General features: G+C 63.3%; 21 protein-coding genes. 14 read left to right on the top strand and 7 right to left on the bottom strand.

The genetic code is table 11. From position 1 onward, the window contains the following. The first annotated feature begins 129 nt into the window (after window positions 1-129). The 9 genes from recA (at window position 130) to C2862_RS25755 (ending at window position 7,239) form a co-directional block, all read left to right on the top strand. Window positions 130-1,221 (top strand): recombinase RecA, encoded by a 1,092-nt coding sequence (gene recA, locus C2862_RS15160; protein WP_136220969.1) that lies wholly within the window; start codon window positions 130-132, stop codon window positions 1,219-1,221. 58 nt (window positions 1,222-1,279) lie between these two features. Then, entirely contained in the window at window positions 1,280-1,738 is a 459-nt protein-coding gene (recX, locus tag C2862_RS15155; RefSeq protein WP_136220968.1) for a recombination regulator RecX, read from the top strand. 153 nt (window positions 1,739-1,891) lie between these two features. Then, entirely contained in the window at window positions 1,892-2,251 is a 360-nt protein-coding gene (locus C2862_RS15150; protein ID WP_136220967.1) for a hypothetical protein, read from the top strand. A gap of 245 nt (window positions 2,252-2,496) precedes the next feature. Beyond that, window positions 2,497-3,060 carry a DUF2889 domain-containing protein gene (locus C2862_RS15145; protein ID WP_136220966.1) on the top strand — a complete coding sequence of 188 codons (564 nt, stop codon included), beginning with the start codon at window positions 2,497-2,499 and terminating at the stop codon, window positions 3,058-3,060. 62 nt (window positions 3,061-3,122) lie between these two features. Next, window positions 3,123-4,292, top strand: a complete 1,170-nt coding sequence (gene sucC / locus C2862_RS15140; protein WP_136220965.1) for an ADP-forming succinate--CoA ligase subunit beta — start codon at window positions 3,123-3,125, stop codon at window positions 4,290-4,292. 17 nt (window positions 4,293-4,309) lie between these two features. Next, entirely contained in the window at window positions 4,310-5,191 is an 882-nt protein-coding gene (gene sucD / locus C2862_RS15135; protein WP_136220964.1) for a succinate--CoA ligase subunit alpha, read from the top strand. 288 nt (window positions 5,192-5,479) lie between these two features. After that, window positions 5,480-5,932, top strand: a complete 453-nt coding sequence (locus C2862_RS15130) for a pilin (protein ID WP_210735999.1) — start codon at window positions 5,480-5,482, stop codon at window positions 5,930-5,932. A gap of 291 nt (window positions 5,933-6,223) precedes the next feature. Beyond that, window positions 6,224-6,658: a pilin gene (locus C2862_RS15125; RefSeq protein ID WP_307723549.1), complete on the top strand. Its 435-nt coding sequence runs from the start codon at window positions 6,224-6,226 to the stop codon at window positions 6,656-6,658. Window positions 6,659-6,783: 125 nt separating this feature from the next. Next, the gene (locus C2862_RS25755; protein ID WP_307723548.1) at window positions 6,784-7,239 is read left to right on the top strand and encodes a pilin; all 456 of its coding nucleotides are present in this window, start codon (window positions 6,784-6,786) and stop codon (window positions 7,237-7,239) included. 57 nt (window positions 7,240-7,296) lie between these two features. Here the strand turns inward: C2862_RS25755 and C2862_RS15115 are convergent, their stop codons facing one another. Together C2862_RS15115 and C2862_RS15110 are read right to left on the bottom strand one after the other, a co-directional pair. Then, window positions 7,297-8,007, bottom strand: a complete 711-nt coding sequence (locus C2862_RS15115; RefSeq protein WP_136220962.1) for a flagellar brake protein — start codon at window positions 8,005-8,007, stop codon at window positions 7,297-7,299. A 143-nt stretch (window positions 8,008-8,150) separates the two neighbouring features. Beyond that, complete coding sequence (locus tag C2862_RS15110) at window positions 8,151-10,211, bottom strand: S9 family peptidase (RefSeq protein WP_136220961.1); 2,061 nt, start codon at window positions 10,209-10,211, stop codon at window positions 8,151-8,153. Window positions 10,212-10,383: 172 nt separating this feature from the next. Between C2862_RS15110 and C2862_RS15105 the strand changes: the two genes are divergently transcribed. Next, entirely contained in the window at window positions 10,384-10,716 is a 333-nt protein-coding gene (locus C2862_RS15105) for a hypothetical protein (RefSeq protein ID WP_136220960.1), read from the top strand. 57 nt (window positions 10,717-10,773) lie between these two features. Here C2862_RS15105 and C2862_RS25270 read toward each other — a convergent pair whose 3' ends face one another. Further along, window positions 10,774-12,126, bottom strand: a complete 1,353-nt coding sequence (locus tag C2862_RS25270) for a hypothetical protein (RefSeq protein ID WP_168710072.1) — start codon at window positions 12,124-12,126, stop codon at window positions 10,774-10,776. Between the two features lie 207 nt (window positions 12,127-12,333). Between C2862_RS25270 and C2862_RS15095 the strand changes: the two genes are divergently transcribed. Continuing rightward, on the top strand, window positions 12,334-14,241 hold the full coding sequence (locus C2862_RS15095; RefSeq protein ID WP_168710071.1) for a patatin-like phospholipase family protein: 1,908 nt from the start codon (window positions 12,334-12,336) through the stop codon (window positions 14,239-14,241). Window positions 14,242-14,251: 10 nt separating this feature from the next. Here the strand turns inward: C2862_RS15095 and moaC are convergent, their stop codons facing one another. Beyond that, complete coding sequence (gene moaC, locus C2862_RS15090; RefSeq protein WP_136220957.1) at window positions 14,252-14,764, bottom strand: cyclic pyranopterin monophosphate synthase MoaC; 513 nt, start codon at window positions 14,762-14,764, stop codon at window positions 14,252-14,254. A 77-nt stretch (window positions 14,765-14,841) separates the two neighbouring features. Between moaC and C2862_RS15085 the strand changes: the two genes are divergently transcribed. Continuing rightward, complete coding sequence (locus tag C2862_RS15085) at window positions 14,842-16,434, top strand: M48 family metalloprotease (protein WP_307723547.1); 1,593 nt, start codon at window positions 14,842-14,844, stop codon at window positions 16,432-16,434. A 98-nt stretch (window positions 16,435-16,532) separates the two neighbouring features. Here C2862_RS15085 and C2862_RS15080 read toward each other — a convergent pair whose 3' ends face one another. The 3 genes from C2862_RS15080 to C2862_RS15070 are packed head-to-tail and all read right to left on the bottom strand — an operon-like array spanning window position 16,533 to window position 18,327. Beyond that, window positions 16,533-17,126 (bottom strand): DUF2946 family protein, encoded by a 594-nt coding sequence (locus C2862_RS15080; RefSeq protein WP_136220956.1) that lies wholly within the window; start codon window positions 17,124-17,126, stop codon window positions 16,533-16,535. Then, on the bottom strand, window positions 17,119-18,117 hold the full coding sequence (locus tag C2862_RS15075) for a YheT family hydrolase (RefSeq protein WP_136220955.1): 999 nt from the start codon (window positions 18,115-18,117) through the stop codon (window positions 17,119-17,121). Before C2862_RS15075 ends, C2862_RS15080 begins: the two co-directional genes overlap by 8 nt. A gap of 15 nt (window positions 18,118-18,132) precedes the next feature. Then, window positions 18,133-18,327 (bottom strand): zinc-finger domain-containing protein, encoded by a 195-nt coding sequence (locus C2862_RS15070; protein WP_136220954.1) that lies wholly within the window; start codon window positions 18,325-18,327, stop codon window positions 18,133-18,135. Between the two features lie 168 nt (window positions 18,328-18,495). On the opposite strand from C2862_RS15070, the gene C2862_RS15065 reads away from it, so the two are divergent. Beyond that, window positions 18,496-19,245, top strand: coding sequence for an AzlC family ABC transporter permease (locus C2862_RS15065; protein ID WP_136220953.1), 750 nt, complete (start codon window positions 18,496-18,498; stop codon window positions 19,243-19,245). Next, entirely contained in the window at window positions 19,238-19,570 is a 333-nt protein-coding gene (locus C2862_RS15060; protein ID WP_136220952.1) for an AzlD domain-containing protein, read from the top strand. The genes C2862_RS15065 and C2862_RS15060 overlap by 8 nt, the downstream gene beginning before the upstream one ends. The last annotated feature ends 63 nt before the right edge of the window (window positions 19,571-19,633 follow it).

Genomic DNA, 19,633 nt, shown 5'->3' with positions numbered 1-19,633 from the left:
ACAATGCGAGTCTTCTGCAACGTTCGGGCAAAATCGCGCTTGCCAAAACCACTGGATTTTTATACAGTAGTGACCTTGAAAAGCGTGAGGGTACCCACACCTTGGTACCTCCAAGACTGAGAGAAAATTATGGACGACAAAAAAGTAGCAGTAAACGCCTCCGAAAAAGGCAAGGCACTGGCCGCCGCCCTCGCGCAGATTGAGAAGCAGTTCGGCAAGGGTTCGGTCATGCGCATGGACGCCAACATGCCGGTAGAGGAAGTGCAGACCGTCTCGACCGGTTCGCTCGGTCTGGACATCGCCCTCGGCGTCGGCGGCTTGCCGCGCGGCCGTATCGTGGAAATCTACGGTCCGGAATCCTCGGGTAAAACCACGCTGACCCTGCAGACCATCGCACAGATGCAGAAGCTGGGCGGCACCTGCGCCTTCATCGATGCCGAGCACGCGCTCGACGTCACCTATGCGCAAAAGCTGGGCATCAAGCTCGACGAGCTGCTGATCTCGCAGCCGGACACCGGCGAACAGGCGCTCGAAATCACCGACGCCCTGGTGCGTTCGGGTTCGGTCGACCTGGTGGTCATCGACTCGGTGGCGGCACTGACCCCGCGCGCCGAAATCGAAGGCGACATGGGTGACTCGCTGCCAGGTCTGCAGGCACGTCTGATGTCGCAGGCATTGCGCAAGCTGACCGCGTCGATCAACCGTACGAACACCCTGGTCATCTTCATTAACCAAATCCGTATGAAGATCGGCGTCATGTTCGGCAGCCCGGAAACCACCACCGGCGGTAACGCGCTGAAGTTCTACGCCTCCGTGCGTATGGACATCCGCCGTACCGGTTCGATCAAGTCGGGTGACGAGGTGATCGGTAACGAAACCAAGGTCAAGGTCGTCAAGAACAAGATCGCGCCACCGTTCCGCGAAGCGCACTTCGACATCCTGTATGGAGAAGGCACCTCGCGCGAAGGCGAAATCCTCGATCTGGGCGCTGACAACAAGATCGTGGAGAAGTCCGGTTCCTGGTACAGCTATAACGGCGAACGTATCGGCCAGGGCAAGGACAACGCCCGCCTGTTCCTGAAAGACCGCCCGGCACTGGCGCGCGAAATCGAGAACAAGGTCCGTGCCGCCCTCGGCGTGCGCGAACTGCCGCCAGTGGCTGCCGATGCCGGCGTCGCTGCCGGTGACGACAAGCCGAAGTTGAAGGCTGTTTCGGAGTAATCGGGTTGGGATCGGGTGTCAGTTCGATGCTCGATCCCATCCGATGTGCTGTACCGCCATGCGTCAACCAGTCTTGAGTCTGAAAGCACGGGCCCTGCGCTTCCTCTCCATGAGGGAGCACAGCCGGCTCGAGCTCAAGCGCAAGCTGGCGCGCCATGCGGAGGAGGGCGACGACATCGAAGCCCTCCTCGATTTCTTAGAGAAGAACAACTGGCTGTCGCAGGAACGCTTTGCCGAATCGCTGATTCATCGAAAAGCTTCCCGCTACGGCAACAGCCGGGTCATGGCCGAGCTGCAAAGCCATGGTGTCAATGGCGAACAGTTGGCTGAACTGAAATCCAATCTTGCCGAGAGCGAGACCGCGCGCGCGGTCGAGGTCTGGCAACGTAAATTCGGCACCGTCGCGCAAGACGCGGCCGAGCGCAGCAAGCAGATGCGTTTTTTGATGGCACGCGGTTTTTCCAGCAGTGCCGTGCGTGCCGCCTTAAAAGGCGCACCCGAAGACGACGAGTTTTAAACGGTCGCCGCTGTCCAGTAGCCGTCTCCTACCGTATTACCCATCTATTCCCAGGCGCCAGCGTGGAGCGCCATCCGGCGATATGCGCCCGCATATTCCTCAACCCCGGATGACGCTGCACGCTGGTTTTTGTTTGCCCAGAAAGTTGTCAACATGAAAACGCCTTGTCTCCTCGTTTCCTTGGCTCTCCTTGCCGCCTGCAACCGGCAGCCGGCCGAGCCGATCGGCATCTACCGGCTCGGCACGGCGGAAAAGACGATGGTGCTCGAGGTGCGGGCCAGCGGCGATTACGTGCTCCAGATCGACGGACCCGACAGCATGACGGACGAAATCCGCGGCCGCTGGGAAGACGTACGCAAGGAAGAGGTCGATGCCACTTTTCACGGCCTCGTCTGGCGCGGTGAGCAGCCGGAGCCGGCGCGCGCCCTGTGGCCGGTGAAATTCGGCAGTGACGGCGGCATCTGCCTCGACGGCGCGGGATCGCTCTGCTTTACCAAGGACACCGAGGCCTGAACGCGGGCATCAATCCGTAAGCAACTACCCGATATCAATATTGGCAAGCTTGCCACCTTTCCCGCCAGTGCTCCCCCGCGCACGCTTTCCGACCCCATGTTGCAGTGCAACCCGCCCCGGCCTGTGCTAAACTTTCACGGTTTAAGCAGCGCCGCATGAGCGGTTGTCTCCGCAGAAGCTGTGGTGACGTGCAGGTTGCACACCGGCTGCATACATTTATTTGCCGCTCCGTCGGCACGGTTTTTATGCCTTTGTCCTCTCCCGCTCCGCGCTCCCTGCGGCATACACGCGCCATTACGGTCGAAGCGTACGCGCGCGACGATGGTCTGTGGGATCTTGACGCGCGCATCCGCGACATCAAGGCACGCGACATCGAATTGGCTTCCGGCACCCGTCCTGCGGGCTCCGCCGTGCACGACCTCAGCCTGCGCATCACCATCAACACGGATCTCGAGATCGTCGACGCCGAAGCCGCGTCCGACTCGGTGCCCTATCCGGGCTACTGCGACACCATCGGCCCGGCGTATAAAAAGCTGGTCGGCCTGTCGCTCGCCAAACACTTTCGGTTGCACCTGAAAGACCGCCTCTCGGGCGTGCTCGGCTGCACCCACCTGACCGAACTGGCGCAGGTTTTGCCCACCGCGGCAATCCAGGCCTTCGCCGATGACGCATTCGAGACACGCAGCGCCACGCCACCGGGCGAAGCTGTGCGTCCGTATGAAATCGACCGCTGCCACGCGCTGCGCGCCGACGGCCCCGCTGTGGCAAAGTATTACCCGCGCTGGGTAATCAAGGCCGTACAGGGTTGAGACCGATGTCGAAGTACTTCAATTAACCTATCTAAATCAGTAACAGAAGAAGGGAAGCCAGCATGAAAATCCATGAGTATCAGGGCAAAGAAATCCTCCGAAAGTTCGGAGTGACGGTTCCGCGCGGCATTCCGTGCATGTCGGTCGACGAGGCCGTCAAGGCAGCTGAAGAGCTGGGCGGTCCGGTCTGGGTGGTCAAGGCCCAGATCCATGCTGGCGGCCGTGGCAAAGGCGGCGGCGTGAAGGTTGCCAAGTCGATCGAGCAAGTGCGCGAATACGCGAACCAGATCATGGGCATGCAGCTCGTGACCCACCAGACCGGCCCGGAAGGCCAGAAGGTGCGCCGCCTGCTGATCGAAGAAGGCGCCGACATCAAGAAGGAACTGTACGTCTCGATGGTCACCGACCGCGTGACCCAGAAGGTCGTCCTGATGGCCTCGTCGGAAGGCGGCATGGACATCGAGGAAGTTGCACACAGCAACCCTGAGAAAATCCACTCGATCGCGATCGACCCATCGGTCGGCCTGACCGACGCCGAAGCGGACGACATCGCCACCAAGATCGGCATTCCTGCCGAATCGCTGGCCGAAGCCCGCCAGAACCTGAAGGGCCTGTACCAGGCTTACTGGGAAACCGATTCGTCGCTGGCCGAAATCAACCCGCTGATCCTGACCGGCAACGGTAAAGTCATCGCCCTCGACGCGAAGTTCAACTTCGACGCCAACGCCCTGTTCCGCCAGCCGGAAATCATGGCTTACCGCGACCTGGACGAAGAAGATCCAGCCGAAGTCGAAGCATCGAAGTTCGACCTGGCCTACATTTCGCTCGACGGCAACATCGGCTGCCTCGTGAACGGCGCCGGCCTGGCCATGGCGACCATGGACACCATCAAGCTGTTCGGCGGCGAGCCGGCCAACTTCCTGGACGTGGGCGGCGGTGCGACGGCTGAGAAAGTCACCGAAGCATTCAAGATCATGCTGAAGAACCCAGGCCTGAAAGCCATCCTGGTCAACATCTTCGGCGGCATCATGCGTTGCGATGTCATCGCCGAAGGCGTGATCACCGCATCGAAGGCCGTCTCGCTGAAAGTGCCGCTGGTCGTGCGCATGAAGGGCACCAACGAAGACCTGGGCAAGAAGATGCTGGCCGACTCCGGCCTGCCGATCATCGCCGCCGATACGATGGAAGATGCAGCCAAGGCCGTCGTCGCCGCTGCCGCTGGTAACGCCTAATTCGAAGGAATAAACAAATGTCGATCCTGATCAACAAAGATACAAAAGTCATCACCCAGGGTATCACCGGCAAGACCGGTCAGTTCCATACCCGTATGTGCCGCGACTACGCGAACGGCAAGGCTGCCTTCGTCGCAGGCGTGAACCCGAAGAAGGCCGGCGAAGACTTCGAAGGCATTCCAATCTACGCCAACGTCACCGAAGCGAAAGCCGCCACCGGCGCAACCGTGTCGGTCATCTACGTGCCGCCGGCAGGCGCAGCCGCCGCAATCTGGGAAGCCGTCGAAGCTGACCTGGACCTGGCAATCTGCATCACCGAAGGCATCCCTGTCCGTGACATGATGGCCCTGAAGGACCGCATGGCCAAGGCCGGCTCGAAGACCCTGCTGCTGGGCCCGAACTGCCCAGGCCTGATCACCCCGGACGAAATCAAGATCGGCATCATGCCAGGTCACATCCACCGCAAGGGCCGCATCGGCGTCGTTTCGCGCTCGGGCACCCTGACCTATGAAGCAGTCGGCCAGCTGACCGCACTGGGCCTGGGCCAATCGTCGGCAGTCGGCATCGGCGGCGACCCGATCAACGGCCTGAAGCACATCGACGTGATGAAGATGTTCAACGACGATCCTGATACCGACGCGGTCATCATGATCGGCGAAATCGGCGGTCCTGACGAAGCCAACGCAGCACGTTGGGTCAAGGACAACATGAAGAAGCCGGTCGTCGGCTTCATCGCCGGTGTCACCGCTCCTCCGGGCAAGCGCATGGGCCACGCCGGCGCGCTGATCTCGGGCGGCGCCGACACCGCGCAAGCCAAGCTGGACATCATGGAAGAGTGCGGCATCAAGGCCACCAAGAACCCATCGGAAATGGCACGCCTGCTGAAGGCCATGCTGTAATACCGGACTTTCTTGTGCTGAAGAGGGAAGCCTGCGGGCTTCCCTTTTTTATTGGTGCATAGAACAGCACAACAATTTTCGTCAGTCAAATTGTTGTCAGACAGAAATTGCACACTTAATGACAAAATTTGTCATACCAACTAGCTGTAATGACATCTTTTGTCGCTTTTATTGCCAATAAATTATCGATTCCGTGGGGAAATGGGCTGGCACGGCGCTTGCAATATACAAAACGTGGCACGAAGCACTACCAAAACAGACAACCCAAACCCTACCCGGAGAACCAACATGAAATCGATGAAAATTGTTAAGAAGACCCAAGCCGGCTTCACCCTGATCGAACTGATGATCGTTGTTGCCATCATCGGCATCCTGGCTGCTGTCGCCATCCCTGCCTACCAGGACTACACCGCCAAGTCGAAGTTCGGCGCCGCCCTGGCTGAAGTGTCGGCCGGTAAAGTTGGCTTCGATGCCCGCCTGAACGATGGCGACGCCATGGAAGCCGACAAGCCAGAGCTGGCCGGCCTGGCCAAGAAAGATGCCCCAACCGCCAACTGCGCTTTCGGTTCGAGCGCCACGACCCTGACCTGCAAAATCGTCGCCGGCCCTGCCAGCGTGAAAGACCAGGTCATCACCCTGACCCGCGACGCCACCACCGGCGCATGGAGCTGCGGTGCGGCGACTATTCCACAGAAGCTCATCGGCGCGACCGGTGTCTGCACCGGCAAGACCGCTGGCTAATAGCTGAACTGGCATCACCAAAACCCCGCTGCGGCGGGGTTTTTTGCTTTCCGGGCCAGGCAGACCGCTCGCACTTGGCCATGCAAAAATGCTCACCCATCTGGCATAAATTGGCAGCCACCGACAAAACTTGTCACCTGCTCAGTCGTCCAGCGACGGCTTTTGTCACTTTTATTGTTGGGTAATTATTGAACAGGGGGGAAATCGGGCTGGCACGCGGTTTGCAATAGAGAAAGCGTGGCACCAAACAATGCAACAGACCCCCTCTCTCTACCTGACCGGAGTAACACCATGAAGTCGATGAAAATTGTTAAGAAGACCCAAGCGGGTTTCACCCTGATCGAACTGATGATCGTCGTCGCGATCATCGGCATCCTGGCCGCCGTCGCCATTCCTGCTTACCAGGATTACACCGCCAAGTCGAAGTTCGGCGCGGCCCTGGCTGAAGTGTCGGCCGGTAAAGTCGGTTTCGATGCCAAGCTGAACGACGGCGAAACCATCGCCAAGCCGGAAGACGCAGGCCTGGCCGCTGCTGACAAGCCGACCGCGAACTGCACCTTCGGCGCCAGCGCCACCACCCTGACTTGCAAGATCGTCGCCGGTCCTGCCAGCGTGAAAGAAAAGACCATCACCCTGACCCGTGACGCCACCACCGGTGCATGGACCTGCGGCGCGGATGTCGCCCAGAAACTGATTGGCCCGGAAGGCGTCTGCAAAGCTTCGTAATTTCGGCCTTGCCTGACTCAAGAACCCCGCTTCGGCGGGGTTTTTGTTTTTGGCTGCGCCGCCTCAATCGTGCTCCGGCAGCCACGGTTATCGTTTCGGACTCTTCAACTTACCGGAGGATCACCGTGACAAGCACGCGCATTGTAAGGAAGAAAGAAGCAGGCTTTACCCTGGTCGAACTGATGATCGTCGTCGCCATCATCGGCATCCTGGTGACGATCGCCATCCCGGCCTACCAGGACTACATGGCGAAAGCGAAGTTCGGCGTGGCCCTGGCGGAAGTCGCGGCCGGCAAGGTCGGCATCGATACCCGCCTCAACGATGGCGAGACTGTCACCCAGCCGCAGGATATCGGCCTGGCCGCCGCCGACAAGCCGACCGCCAACTGCAAGTTCGGCGCGAGCGCGGACGCCGACGCCGCCAGCCTGAGCTGCCAGATCGTGGCCGGTCCCGTGAGCGTCAAGGACCAGACCATCACGCTCACCCGCGACAAGGACAGCGGCGCCTGGAGCTGCAGCGCGCCCACGGTTCCGCAAAAGCAGATCGGCCCGGAAGCCGTCTGCAAGGGTAAGGCCGGCTGATTGTCCAAAAAGAAAACCCCGCCGCAGCGGGGTCCTTCATATGGAATAAGGCGTGTCTCAGACGATCTTCTGCCGGTCCGCCAGCAGCGCCTCGTAGGTCATGTTCTGCAGCAGCGTGTAGTGGCCCGGGTCGAGGTCGATGAACTGCAAGCCATAGGTGTACAGGTCGGTATCGGCGGCCGTCTTGGCGACGTTGACGTTACGGATTGCCGCCCGCGTCGACACCTTGACTTCCTGGTCGTCGGGCGGCGCCTTCAGCGAGAACTGCAGCGCGATCTGCTCTTCGTCGGCCGGCAGGCGATAGGGAGACACCACCAGGGCGCCGCTTACCGACAGGTTCAGGATCGTGCAGGCCAGCGGCCTGTTATGGGTGCCGCTGCCCTGGATCTGGGCCGGCAGGTCGACCTTGACCCGCATCGCCGTGCGCAGGCTGGTGCCTTGCACCGAGGTCGGGAAGGAAACATGGACGTAGAACAGGGGCCGCGCAAACACGCGCTCGACCGTGCAGGCGAAGGAGCAGACCTTGATGCCCGAAAACACGCGGATCGTCAGGCGCTCGCCCTCGGCCAATGCGATGGGCGCACCGCTTTCCATCGGGATCTTGAGGATGATGTACTCATCCTTGATGTAGCCGATCAGGCTCGAGAAGTGCTGCACCGGCTTGACGCGGCGGTGAGTGATGAGCTGCAGGCGCGTGCCGACCTGGAGATTCATGGTCTCGAAATCGACATCCTGGGGTTTGAGCTCGTTCGCCTGTCCGGCCTGCATGTTAAGCGTACTGAAAATAAGGGCGGATGCCCGGCAAGGCGAGCATGATATCACTGCATTCGATAATCAAAAGCAATTAATTTGACGCCTGTCGTAAAAAAACCCGCCTTGCGGCGGGTCGATTTCGGGTCAAATTGCGAAAATCACTGTTTCAAATGCTGGTCGAGCCAACCGATCACCGTATGATGCCAGAGCAGAGAATTGGCCGGTTTCAGCACCCAGTGGTTTTCGTCCGGGAACACCAGCAGCTTGCTCTCGATACCCTTGCGCTGCAGGGCGGTAAAGGTAGAAAGGCCCTGGGCGGTCGGGATGCGGAAGTCGAGGTCGCCCTGGATCACCAGCATCGGCGTCTTCCACTTGTTCACGTGGTGGACCGGATTGAAGCGCTCGTGCTGCTCGGGCACGGCGAAATAGGCGCCGCCGTTTTCCCAGTCGGTGAACCATTGCTCTTCCGTCGAATAGGCCATGCCGCGCGTGTCGAACACGCCGTCGTGGTTGACGATGCACTTGAAGCCGTCGGACCAGTTACCCTCGATCCAGTTCATCATGTAGCCGCCGTAGGAAGCGCCGAGCGCGCAGCTGCGGCCACGGTCCAGCCAGGCAAACTTCTTCACGGCCGCGTCCAGCCCTTTTTGCAGGTCGACCAGCGGGGCGCCGCCCCAGTCGCCGCTGATGGCGTCGGTGAACTTCTGGCCGTAGCCGGTCGAGCCGTGGAAGTCGATGAAGACCGCCGCATAGCCGGCGCCCGCATACACCTGCGGATTCCAGCGGTAGCTCCAGGCATTGCCGAAGCTGCCCTGGGGGCCGCCATGCACCAGGAAGGCGATCGGATACTTGACGCCGGGCTGGGCGTTCCACGGCTTCATGACATAGCCGTGGACGGTGTCGCCGTTCGCGCCGGCAAACGAAAACTGTTCATACTCGCCGAAGCGCACGTCGGCCAGTTTGTCCGCATTATTGTTGGTCAGCTGTTTCGGCGTGGCGCGCAGTGTGGAACGCAGCGACGTCGAATAAAGCTGGGCCGGCGAGGACAGCGTCGCCAGCGTGTAGGCGATGGTGTCACGGCGCATGTCGAAGCCGCCGATCGAGCCCTGGCCGGTCAGCGCCGCCACCTTGCCGCCGGCGACGTCGATCGCGAACAGGCGATGCTGGCCGACATCTTCGGCGTCGACCACCAGCGTCTTGCCGTCCGCGCTCCACTGCAGGGCGCCGGCGGAGCGGTCCCAGCTTTCGGCGAGCTTGCGCTTTTTGCCGCTGGCGACATCCATCAGCATGATCTGGAAGCGGTCGGCCTCGAAACCGGGGCGCGCCATCGCCAGATAGGCGAGGGTGCGGCCGTCCGGCGAGAACACGCCCTTGGTATCCCAGGCCGGATTGTCCGCCGTCAGGTTGCGCGGCGCGGCATTGCCCGCCGCCGGCACGCTGTACAGGTCGAAGTTGGTCGACCAGGCCTCCGTTTTACCGGCAATGCGCGCCGAGAACACGATGGTCTTGCCGTCCGGGCTGAAGCGGTATTCCTCGCGGTCGCCGAAGGGCTTCGAGGGCACGTCGCCGTCGAGCGAGCCCGACAGGCTGACCGGGGCGGCGCTCACGCGGCCGCTGGCGTCCAGCGGCGCCGAGAACAGCACGGCATTGCGGCCGTCGGCCCAGGTGTCCCAGTGGCGCACGAACAGGCGGTCATACACGCGGCCGCTCGCCTTGTTCTTGGCTTGCGCTTCCATGCGGTCCCTGGTGCAGGCGAGGTCGGCGCAATCGCGGAACACGGCCAGGCTGAAGGCGATGCGCTCGCCCGTAGGCGAGACGCGGAAATTGTCGACATCGAGCGGTAAATTCGTCACCTGGACCGGCTCGCCGCCGGAGGTGGCCTGGCGCCAGACCTGGGCGCTGCCGGAGCGGGTGGACAGGAAATACACGGCGTCGCCGGCAGGCGACCACTCCGGATCGAGGCTGCTGCTGTCGTGGTTGACCAGCGCTTTCGGTGCGCTGCCAGCGCGCAGGTCAGCCATCCACAAGCTGGTGTGGCCGCGGTTCTTGTCGAGATCGGTGCGGCGCACGGTGTAGACGACGCGGCCCGCGTCGGGCGACACCGCCGGGTTGCCGACCCGTTCCAGGTTGACCAGGTCTTCCACCGTGAAGCCGCGCGGGGCGGCAAGGGCGTTGCCTGCAGCCAATGCCATCACCATCACTAACAAACGTCGTTTCATCTATTCCTCTTCAAGGTCTCTTGGGTCTTGTCGCAGGCCGCGTGGAAATGCGCCGCCAAACCCGGCAATTTAACACGGGTAAGCAGATGACAACTCGCTTCATCGAAGAGTAGACTCGATGTTGCGCCGCACAATGCGGCGGCTTGCCGATTCCGTCCACCAGGAGAACAGCATGTCAACGATGAGCGCACACCCGAGCCACACATTTCCCACCCTGCCGTTCCCACTGTTCAGGCTGTGGCCTGATGTGGTCGGCCTGTACCGGGACGCCGTACGGGCGAACACACAACAGCTGATGCTTAGCTCAGCGGGCATCATTCAGGAACACACGCTGCGCGCCTTCATCAGCGCAGCGCAAGCCTGTACCGACGCGCTGGCGAAGAACGCTTTGTCGGTCCAGCAGCAGTCGATGGAGCGCTTTGCGGATGCGAATGGCCAGGCGGTCGGTATGCTCGGCCGGGCGTTCACCCAGGCGTGGATGGGGAGTGTGCAGCAGGCGAAGTGAGGAGGCCGGCTGGCGTGGCCATGCGGGGCGCGCCAGCCGACGCAGCGCACGCGCAGATCAGCGTGTGGGGTGCTGCTGCGGCCCCTCGACGATATACAGCATCAGCTGGACCAGGAATCCCTGCATCGTCGGGTTCCAGATATCGTTATGGCCGCTCATGATGTCGGAGGTGGTACGGATGTTCATGATCGGCATGTGTGGCGGGGCAAGCATGGTGTGCTCGCCCGCGACCTGGCTGCAGTCGCCGGACGCGTCGCAGCGGGTAAGCAGGACCGGCCTGGCCGCATGCTTCCCCGTGCTGTCGGGAAGCATTGCGCGCTTGTCGTCGAAACAAAAGTATTTTGCTTCCACAACGGTCCCGAGCTTGTCCGGCATGGGCGGCACCGGCGGTCCCTGGAGGAAGCGCCTGCAGTCATCCTCGGCGCTCAGTTGATGGGTAACGTACGGTATGTAATGTCCGATCGCCGTCTCGTATAGATCGTCGGACTCGGGGTCGGCATATTTGTTCAGCGTCGAGCGGAAAAAGCGCCCCAGCGGAAAGGCGATCCGGGTCGCCCAGTCCGCCTGCGAGGTAATCAGGATCAGGTGCGGCAGCTGGTTCTGCAGGTAGCGCCGCGAGCGGGCCAGCTCGAAATGGGGGCGCACCTGCATCGCTTCGAACGCGGCATTGACCAGCACGACCATATCCCAGCGCTTGCGGCGGTTGCGCGTCTCGCCGCCGTCCTGGCTGGCGTCTTTCGGATCGTCGATGATCTGGTCCATGAGCGAATGCGATACCGAGGCGTACGTGACCGCGGCGCCGAAACTGTGGCCAACCAGGACCAGGCGCGAATTGCGGAAAAGCTCGCGCTGGTCGGCAAGCTTGCGAAACAGCTCGAACACCCCGCCGTCGCCCACCGCTTGCGCGGTCGTCTTGCGCTCCCAGAAGGTCGTCTTGCTGATTCCCGGCACGCTGACCGATTGTCCTCGCCATCCGACGTAAATCCCGAGGATGGTCCGTTTGTCGCCGTACTGGATGTCGAGCGCCTGCGCGTTCTGCATTGCCCGGTGAAACGCGATCAGGTCGTGGTCGCCATCGGATGCATTGTGTTCCCAGCCGTGCACGTAAACGACGACGATGCCGCCGGCTTCGGCCACGCGGCGGGCCGCTTCGACGGTTTCGTCCAGCTGCGCCCGGTTGAAAAGATTGCCGAAGTCGTCGTATTCGACGAAGCGCACGCAGGCGCCGCCGTTTGCGGTGTCCGGCGGCTGGTAGCAGGGCGTCCGGACATCGGGCTGCGCGGTATTCGACGCCCCGATCGCCACCGGGGCGCGCTGCACCGTGTGATAAGGCCGCAAGGGCACGCATCCGGCCAGCCAGCCTGCCACCAGCAAGAGCCAAAGCGTTGCGCGAAAACGACTGGCCGACATACCGCCTCCGCAGTGAAATCCTTATCTCTGCCGCTTCCTGTCAGACCGTCGCTACGCTGCAAAGTTGCAGAGCCGGGCGAGTGGCAAGTCATGTGCAGATCGGTCTTGCGCAGGGCTGAGCGTGACCCTATGCTATGCAGGACGGGTAAAGATAGTCAAGATCTGTTTGAAACCAATCGTTCGTCGCGCGCATGCAGAGGGACTTCCATGGACAGATCGACCGACGCGCCACCAGACCGGTTTTGCGACCTGGTCATGAAGGGCGGCCTCACCAGCGGCATCGTGTACCCGAAAGCGATCGCCTTGCTGGCTGCACGCTACCGGTTCAAGAGTATCGGCGGCACCTCCGCCGGAGCAATCGCAGCGGCCATGACTGCCGCTGCCGAACTGAACCGAAGAAAGAACAATACGCGGGCCAGTTTCGACAGCCTGGCGCAGTTGCCCGACAAACTCCAGGAACGACTGCCCGGCACAAACAAGAGCAGGCTGCTCAGCCTGTTCCAGGCACAGCCGGGCACGCGGCGCCTGTTCTTCACTCTGGTGTTCGCGCTGAACAGCCGGGGAACCTACCGGCGCATCGCTGCCGTCCTTGCCGGCTTGCTGATGGCATACTGGCCGGCAACGCTGGCCAGTATCGTCGCCGCCCTGGCCGTATTCCAGTGGGGCGCCGGCCTGCTCGGCGCCGTGCTGCTGGTGCCGCTCGCGTTGCTGCTGTCCATCGGCTTCTGGGTGTATCTCGACATCACCCGCAAGATGCCGGCGAACGGCTTCGGCCTGTGCCGGGGCCTCGGCCTGGAGGCGGGTAACCCGGCCCTCACGCCCTGGCTGCATGAGCAGATCCAGCGCGCCGCCGGACTTGGGCCGGACGTCGATCCCCTGACCTTCGGGGACTTGTGGGATGCGCCCGGATTTCCGCCGCCGTGGATCGAGAAGGCCAGCCTGGCCCAGCCGATACGTTCGATCGACCTGCAGATCTTCTCGACCAATCTCGCTCACGGACGGCCCTACATTTTCCCGCTGGCTCAGGAAGAGCAGGGTGCCACGCGCTTTCGCCAGCGCGACCGGCTCTATTTTCGTCCGGACGAACTGGTCGACTATCTTCCCGCCGACGTGCTCGCGTGGATGCGGTCCCACAGTGAGCCTTATCAGGTCGAGCCGGGGCGTGAAGAATCGGACCCGGCCGAAGCGGAGGGCCGCGCGCTCGGCCTGCGCACACTGCCGCCATCACGCGACCTGCCGGTCCTGCTCGCCGCCAGGATGAGCCTGAGCTTTCCGTTCCTGCTGTCGGCCGTGCCGCTCTGGGCCATCAATCACGATGCGCCGAAGGGGAAGCGCCATTTCGCGTGTTGCTGGTTCTCCGACGGCGGCATCAGCTCGAACTTCCCCATGCACCTGTTCGATGGGCTGGTGCCGCTGTGGCCCACATTCGGCGTCAGTCTCGAACCGAAAATCGCGGGCCGCGACGAGGTCTATCTGCCGGAGCAGTACGAGAAGGGATACGGCGAGCGGTGGAACTGTTTCGCCGAGGAATCGTCCCCCGCGTCGCGCTTCGGGGGCTTCCTGTCCGCCATCGTGCGCACCATGCAGAACTGGAACGACAATACCCTGGCACGCATGCCCGGCGTGCGCGACCGCATTGCCCGGGTCAGGCTGGAAGAAGACGAAGGCGGCATGAACTTGAATATGGATGCCGAGACGATTACGCGCGTCAGCCAGCGGGGCGAAGCTGCCGCGCAAGCCTTGCTGGCGCGTTTCGACAACGCCGCCTCGCCCGAGCGTTCCAGTGCGGGCTGGGATGAGCAGCGCTTCGTCAGGCTCAGCGTCCTGCTCAAGATGATCGAAGCCAGGATTCCCGGGGTGACGCAGGCGATCGATCCACGCAGCTCCTGGGTGACGGACTTCGATACCCTGATCGATCGCGCCATGCTGGCCCCCGAGCAGGGCGGCCCCAGTCCGGCGCCGCCCGGCTACGAGGGACCGCTGACGCAGCAGCAGGCGGACGAATTGCGGCGCGCCCTGGCAGCCCTGGCGCTGTTCGCAAGCGGCAGCAAAGGAGCCCATACCGGGTTCAAGCCGGTTCCCAGTCCGGAGCTGCGGGTCCGGCCACCGCTCTGACGTAGCGGACTCACATATCGAGGTCAGCCGTCCAGTCTCCGGATTTGCCACCGTGCTTTTCCAGCACCCGCACATTCGTCATGACCATCCCCCGGTCGACCGCCTTGCACATGTCGTAAATCGTCAGCAAACCGATCTGCACCGCGGTCAGCGCCTCCATCTCGACCCCGGTCTTGCCGCGCAGCTCCACCTGCGCGCGGCAGTGGACGCTGCTGGCGGCCTCGTCGATCTCGAAATCGACGGCGACGCGGGTCAGCGCGAGTGGGTGGCACAGGGGGATCAGGTCGCTGGTGCGCTTGGCGGCCATGATGGCGGCGATGCGGGCGATGCCGAGCACGTCGCCCTTTTTCGCGTTGCCGGACTGGATCAGGGCCAATGTTTCCGGCTGCATGCGGATGGTGCCGGCGGCGACGGCGACGCGGTGGGTCTCGTCCTTGGCGCCGACGTCGACCATGTGGGCCTGGCCGGCGCTGTCGAAATGGGTCAGGCCCTCGGGCCCGGGCGTCGGATCGGATGGAGTCATGGTGAGCTTGGTATGCTTGGGTAAGAAAGTGTTTCGGGCTGCGGCAAAGCGCCTGCGGATGGGGTTATCATAGCATCGTGAACTCGACCTCTCATCCTGCCGCCACCCGTTGGCGCCGTTCGCTGGCCGTGCTGTTCACGGCCACCGCGACCGGATTTGCTCCGGCACTGGCGCCTGCCCAATCGTTCAACAACGGCCCCGTCGCTGGTCCCGCCACTGCGCGCCTGCCGACCCTGGGCGACACCGCGCGCGCAGACCTGTCGCCGGTCGTCGAGCGCAAACTCGGCGAAGCCATCATGCGCGAGGTGCGGGGCGACCGCGATTACCTCGACGACGATGCGATCGCCGAATACCTGAATAATTTCGGCGGCGCCCTGGTCGATGCGATGCCGGGCACGCGCGGCGAAACGAACGCCGACTTCAGCTTTTTCGCCGTGCGCGACGGCGCGATCAATGCGTTCGCGCTGCCGGGCGGCTTCATCGGCGTCCACTCGGGCCTGCTGCTGGCGGCGCAGACCGAATCGGAACTGGCCTCGGTGGTGTCGCACGAGATCGGCCACGTTTCGCAGCGCCACATCGCCCGCATGCTGGGCCAGCAGCGCCAGGATGCGCTGCTGCCGATCGCCGCGCTGATCCTGGCGGCGCTGGCGGCCAAGGCCAGCCCGGATGCCGCCATGGGCGTGGTGATGGGCGGGCAGGGGCTGGCCGTGTCGCGCCAGCTCAGCTTCAGCCGCGACGCCGAACGCGAAGCCGACCGCGTCGGTTTCCAGATCATGAGCGCGGGCGGCTACGACACCTCGGGCATGGTGGCCTTCTTCAAGCGCCTGCAGGGAGCGACCAAGGTGTATGGCGAAATCCCCGCTTTTCTGAGCAGCCACCCGCTGACGAGCGAGCGCATCGTCGACATCCAGGCGCGCATCCGCGAAACGCCTTACCGGCAACGTCCCGACTCGATCGAATTCCACATCGCCAAGGCGCGCGCGCGGGTGCTGCAAGACCTGAGCACGACCGGACGGCGCGATACGCGCACGACCCTGCAATCCCAACTGGCCCAGCAGCACCGCCAGCAGCAGGCGGCGGCGCAGTACGGCCTGTCTTACCTCTCCCTGAAGGAAGGCGACCTGCCAGGTGCGCGCAGCTGGTACGACAAGGCGCGGACTACCTTGAGGCCGAAGGAGGGCACGTTCTCGGCGACGCCGCAAAGCGACGGTGGCGCCATGTTCGCCGTGCTCGACCTGGAGATCAAGCTGGCGCCCGGCCAGCCGGCGGACGTCGCCCAGCAGGCCGTCAAGGATGCCGAACAGGCCGTCTACCGCTATCCGCTGTCGCGCGCGCTGGCGCGCCAGTACGCCGATGCGATGATCAATGCCGGCAGGCTGGACGACGCCACGCGCTACCTGCGCGAGCAGGTGCGCCAGTACCGCGAGGATCCGAAACTGTACGACCTGCTGGCGAAAGCCTATTCGAAGCAGGGCAAGATCGCACTGCAGCACATGGCGCTGGCCGAATCCTATGCGCTGGCCGGAGCGCTGCCGGCGGCCGTCGACCAGCTGAATTTCGCGCGCAAGGCGAGCGACGTCTCCTTCTACGAACAGTCCGTGATCGACGCCCGCGAGCGCGAGATCAAGGCACGCCAGAAGGAAGAGAAAGAGGAAGAGAAGGAGCGGTAGGGCGGGCATGCCCGCGCGTAAACGTTGCGCCGTGTTGGCTTCGTTTCAGGACAGACCCCGCCAACACAATGCAAGCGTCACGCGCGGGCATGCCCGCCCTACGAGTTTGCGGCCGGCGCGGGCACGAAGCCGAAACGCTGCGGCAGATCCTCGCCCCTGATTCGCTCAGCGGGCACTGCTTGCCCGCGCCAGCGCAGAACCAACTCGCCATCCCCGCCTTCCAGCCAGCGCAGCAACGCCTCGTCGCCGGCCGGCTGGCCATCCAGCTCCAATGCTTCGAAGAGTTGCGCGACATCGCGGTCGTCGAGCTGGGCGACGACATCTCCCGCCTGCACGATCGCCACGCCCGCTTCCGTCAGGTACAGGCGCTCGATGTTTGCGAGCGCGGTGCCCGTCTGCAGCACCAGGCCCTGGGCCGGATCGGTGCGCGCGATATACGGCGTCGCTTCCAGGTTCACGTAGACGCGCTGCGGGCCGTTCTGGAAATACCAGCGTCCTGCGTCGTCATGCGCGTAATTGCGGTTGATGAAGCCGAGCAGCGCGGCATTGTTCAGTTTGTCGCCGGCGGTGCCCGCCTGCTGGGCCGCCTCGTCGCGCATGCGCCAGCCGCCGCGCGCATCCAGCGCCAGCCAACCGTAGCAGTGCGGCACGTTCGGCCACTTGGCCATTGCCTGTTTTACGATGTCATCCATGGGTGCCAGCTTCGCATAGTTCGTCCTTCGTTGGCGCGCAGGTCGGTTGATCGAAGAAGGAAAGAATCCGCTGCGGCAGCCAGTCGATCCTGCCAGGGAAGGGGCCGGTAGGGAAGCCGACGTGGCCGCCTTCTTCCGGGTACTCGAGCGTCACGGCTTTTGATGCGCTGCCTGGCAGATGTTCGCCCGGCAGGAAGGGATCGTTGCGGGCGTTCAGCACCAGGGTCGGCACGGTGATGTCGTGCAGGACGTGGCGCGCGCTGGCGCGGTGCCAGTAGTCGTCGGCGTCGCGGTAGCCGTGCAGCGGGGCGGTGACGACGTTGTCGAAGGCGTAGAGGTCGCGCGCGGCCAGTAAAGCCTCGCGGTCGAACAGGCCGGGGAACTGTTCCAGCTTGGCCAGGCACTTCGGCTTCAGGGTCTGCAGGAACATGCGGGTGTACAACATGTTGAAGCCGGACGAGAGCGCTTCGCCGCCGCGCGCCAGGTCGAGCGGGGCGGAGATCGCGGCCGCGGCCGCGACAAAGTCGGCTTTGCTGCCGGATTCGCCGAGCCAGCGCAATAAAGCGTTGCCGCCCAGGGAGACGCCGGCCGCATACAGCGGGCCGGGTGCACGGGCGCGCAGGCGCGCCATGATCCAGTCGATTTCCAGCGCGTCGCCGGAGTGGTAGAAGCGCGCCGTGCGGTTCGGCTCGCCCGAGCAGCCGCGGAAGTGGGGCACCGCGCCCGACCAGCCGCGTGCCTTCAAGGCCGCCATCAGGCCGCGCGCGTAATGGCTGTTCGAGGAGCCTTCCAGGCCGTGGAACAGCACGACCAGGGGCTTACCGGGTTCGCCATCGACGAAATCGACGTCGACAAAGTCCTCGCCCAGTTCTGGGTGGTGCACTTCCCAGCGCTCGCGCCGATACTGCACCGCCGGCTTGGCAATGAGCGTGGCGGGATAGATGGTTTGCAGGTGGCCGCCGGGCAGCCACCTGGGGGCGCGATAGCTCATGCGCCTTTCAACAAATCAGTGGTGCTTGAAGGCCACGCCCGGTGCCAGGCGGTAGCGGGTGCCGCAGTACGGGCATTTGGCTTCGCCCTCATGGTCGAAGTCGAGGAAGACGCGCGGGTGCGACGACCACAGCGGCATGGCCGGGTTCGGGCAGTGGGCCGGCAGATCCTTGGCCTCGAGTTCCACCACAGGCATCGTCTTGTCAGTCATTACAATTCTCCGGTACGCAAAGTTGGGCAAAGACAGGATTTTAACGGATAAGAGCGGCCGTTCGTAATGCTCGGTAGAATGGCGAACCACTTCATTTGCACGTTTCATGTCTTTCCGTCCCCGACCAGCCAGCGCCTCCCCCGTTTCACCCTGTTGCAGGACGGCGACATGAACGCGCCCGAACCCGTCCAGCACAGCTCCGCCATTGTCGAACGCCACAACCCCGAACTCTGGCGCGAAGGTTTAAAGACCGGCCTGCCGACCCTGTTCGGCATCGGCGCCTGGGGCATGGTGGTCGGTATCGCGATGGTGAAATCGGGCCTGACGACGCTCCAGGCCTGCGGTATGACCTTCCTCGTGTACGCCGGTTCCGCCCAGCTGGCCTCGCTGCCGCTGATCCTGGCGCATGCGCCGATCTGGGTCGTGTTCGCCACCGGCCTGGTGGTGAACCTGCGCTTCGTGATCTTTTCCGCCCTACTGGGGCCGCATTTCGCGCACCTGCCGTGGAAGCAGCGCCTGTTCTACGGCTATATCTCGGGCGACTTGACGGTGGCCCTGTTCCTGCAGCGCTTCCCGACCATGGCGCAGATTCCGGGCAAGCTGTCCTATTTGCAGGGACTGATGTTCCCGAACTGGCTGTCCTGGCAGGCCGGCACCCTGATCGGCATCTTCCTCGGCAGCGCGATTCCGAGCGCCTGGGGACTGGGCTTTGCCGGCACCCTGGCCATCCTCTGCATCACGGTACCCCTGATCATCAACAGCGCGGCGCTGTGCGGCGTGGTGGTGGCGGGCGTGGTCTCGGTGGCGGCTTATGGTTTCCCCTACAAGCTGGGCTTGCTGGCGGCGGTGGTCGCAGGCATGCTGGCCGCGCTGGCCGCGGAAGGTCTCATCGAAAAGCGAAAGGCGCGTCATGGCTGAATGGGAAATCTGGGCGGTCATCGTCGCGCTGGCGCTGACGACTGCGATCACGCGCAGCGGTTTCTGGCTGATCGGGCACCGGGTGTCGATCCCGCCGCGGGTGCAGGGCATGCTGCGTTATGCGCCGGCCTGCGCGCTGGCGGCCATCATCGGCCCCGACCTCGTGCTCGACAGTGGCGGCCAGGTCCATTTCGGCCTCGGCAATCCAAAGTTGCTGGCAGGCATCGCCGCGCTCGGCTTCTATGTCTGGCGCCGTAACATGCTGCAGACCATCGTCTTCGGGATGCTTGCATTCACACTGTTGCGAATTCTGCACGTGTTTTGATGCAGCGCCATAAGGTCGGTGCGGTAGAATATCGTTTTTTTACTATTTCACTGTTGAGCCGAC

The sequence above is a fragment of the Massilia sp. Mn16-1_5 genome, assembly GCF_004798585.1.
In the GTDB taxonomy this organism is placed as follows: domain Bacteria; phylum Pseudomonadota; class Gammaproteobacteria; order Burkholderiales; family Burkholderiaceae_D; genus Telluria.
Note: the sequence above shows the minus strand (reverse complement) of the source record. Positions and strands in the feature narration are given on the sequence as shown.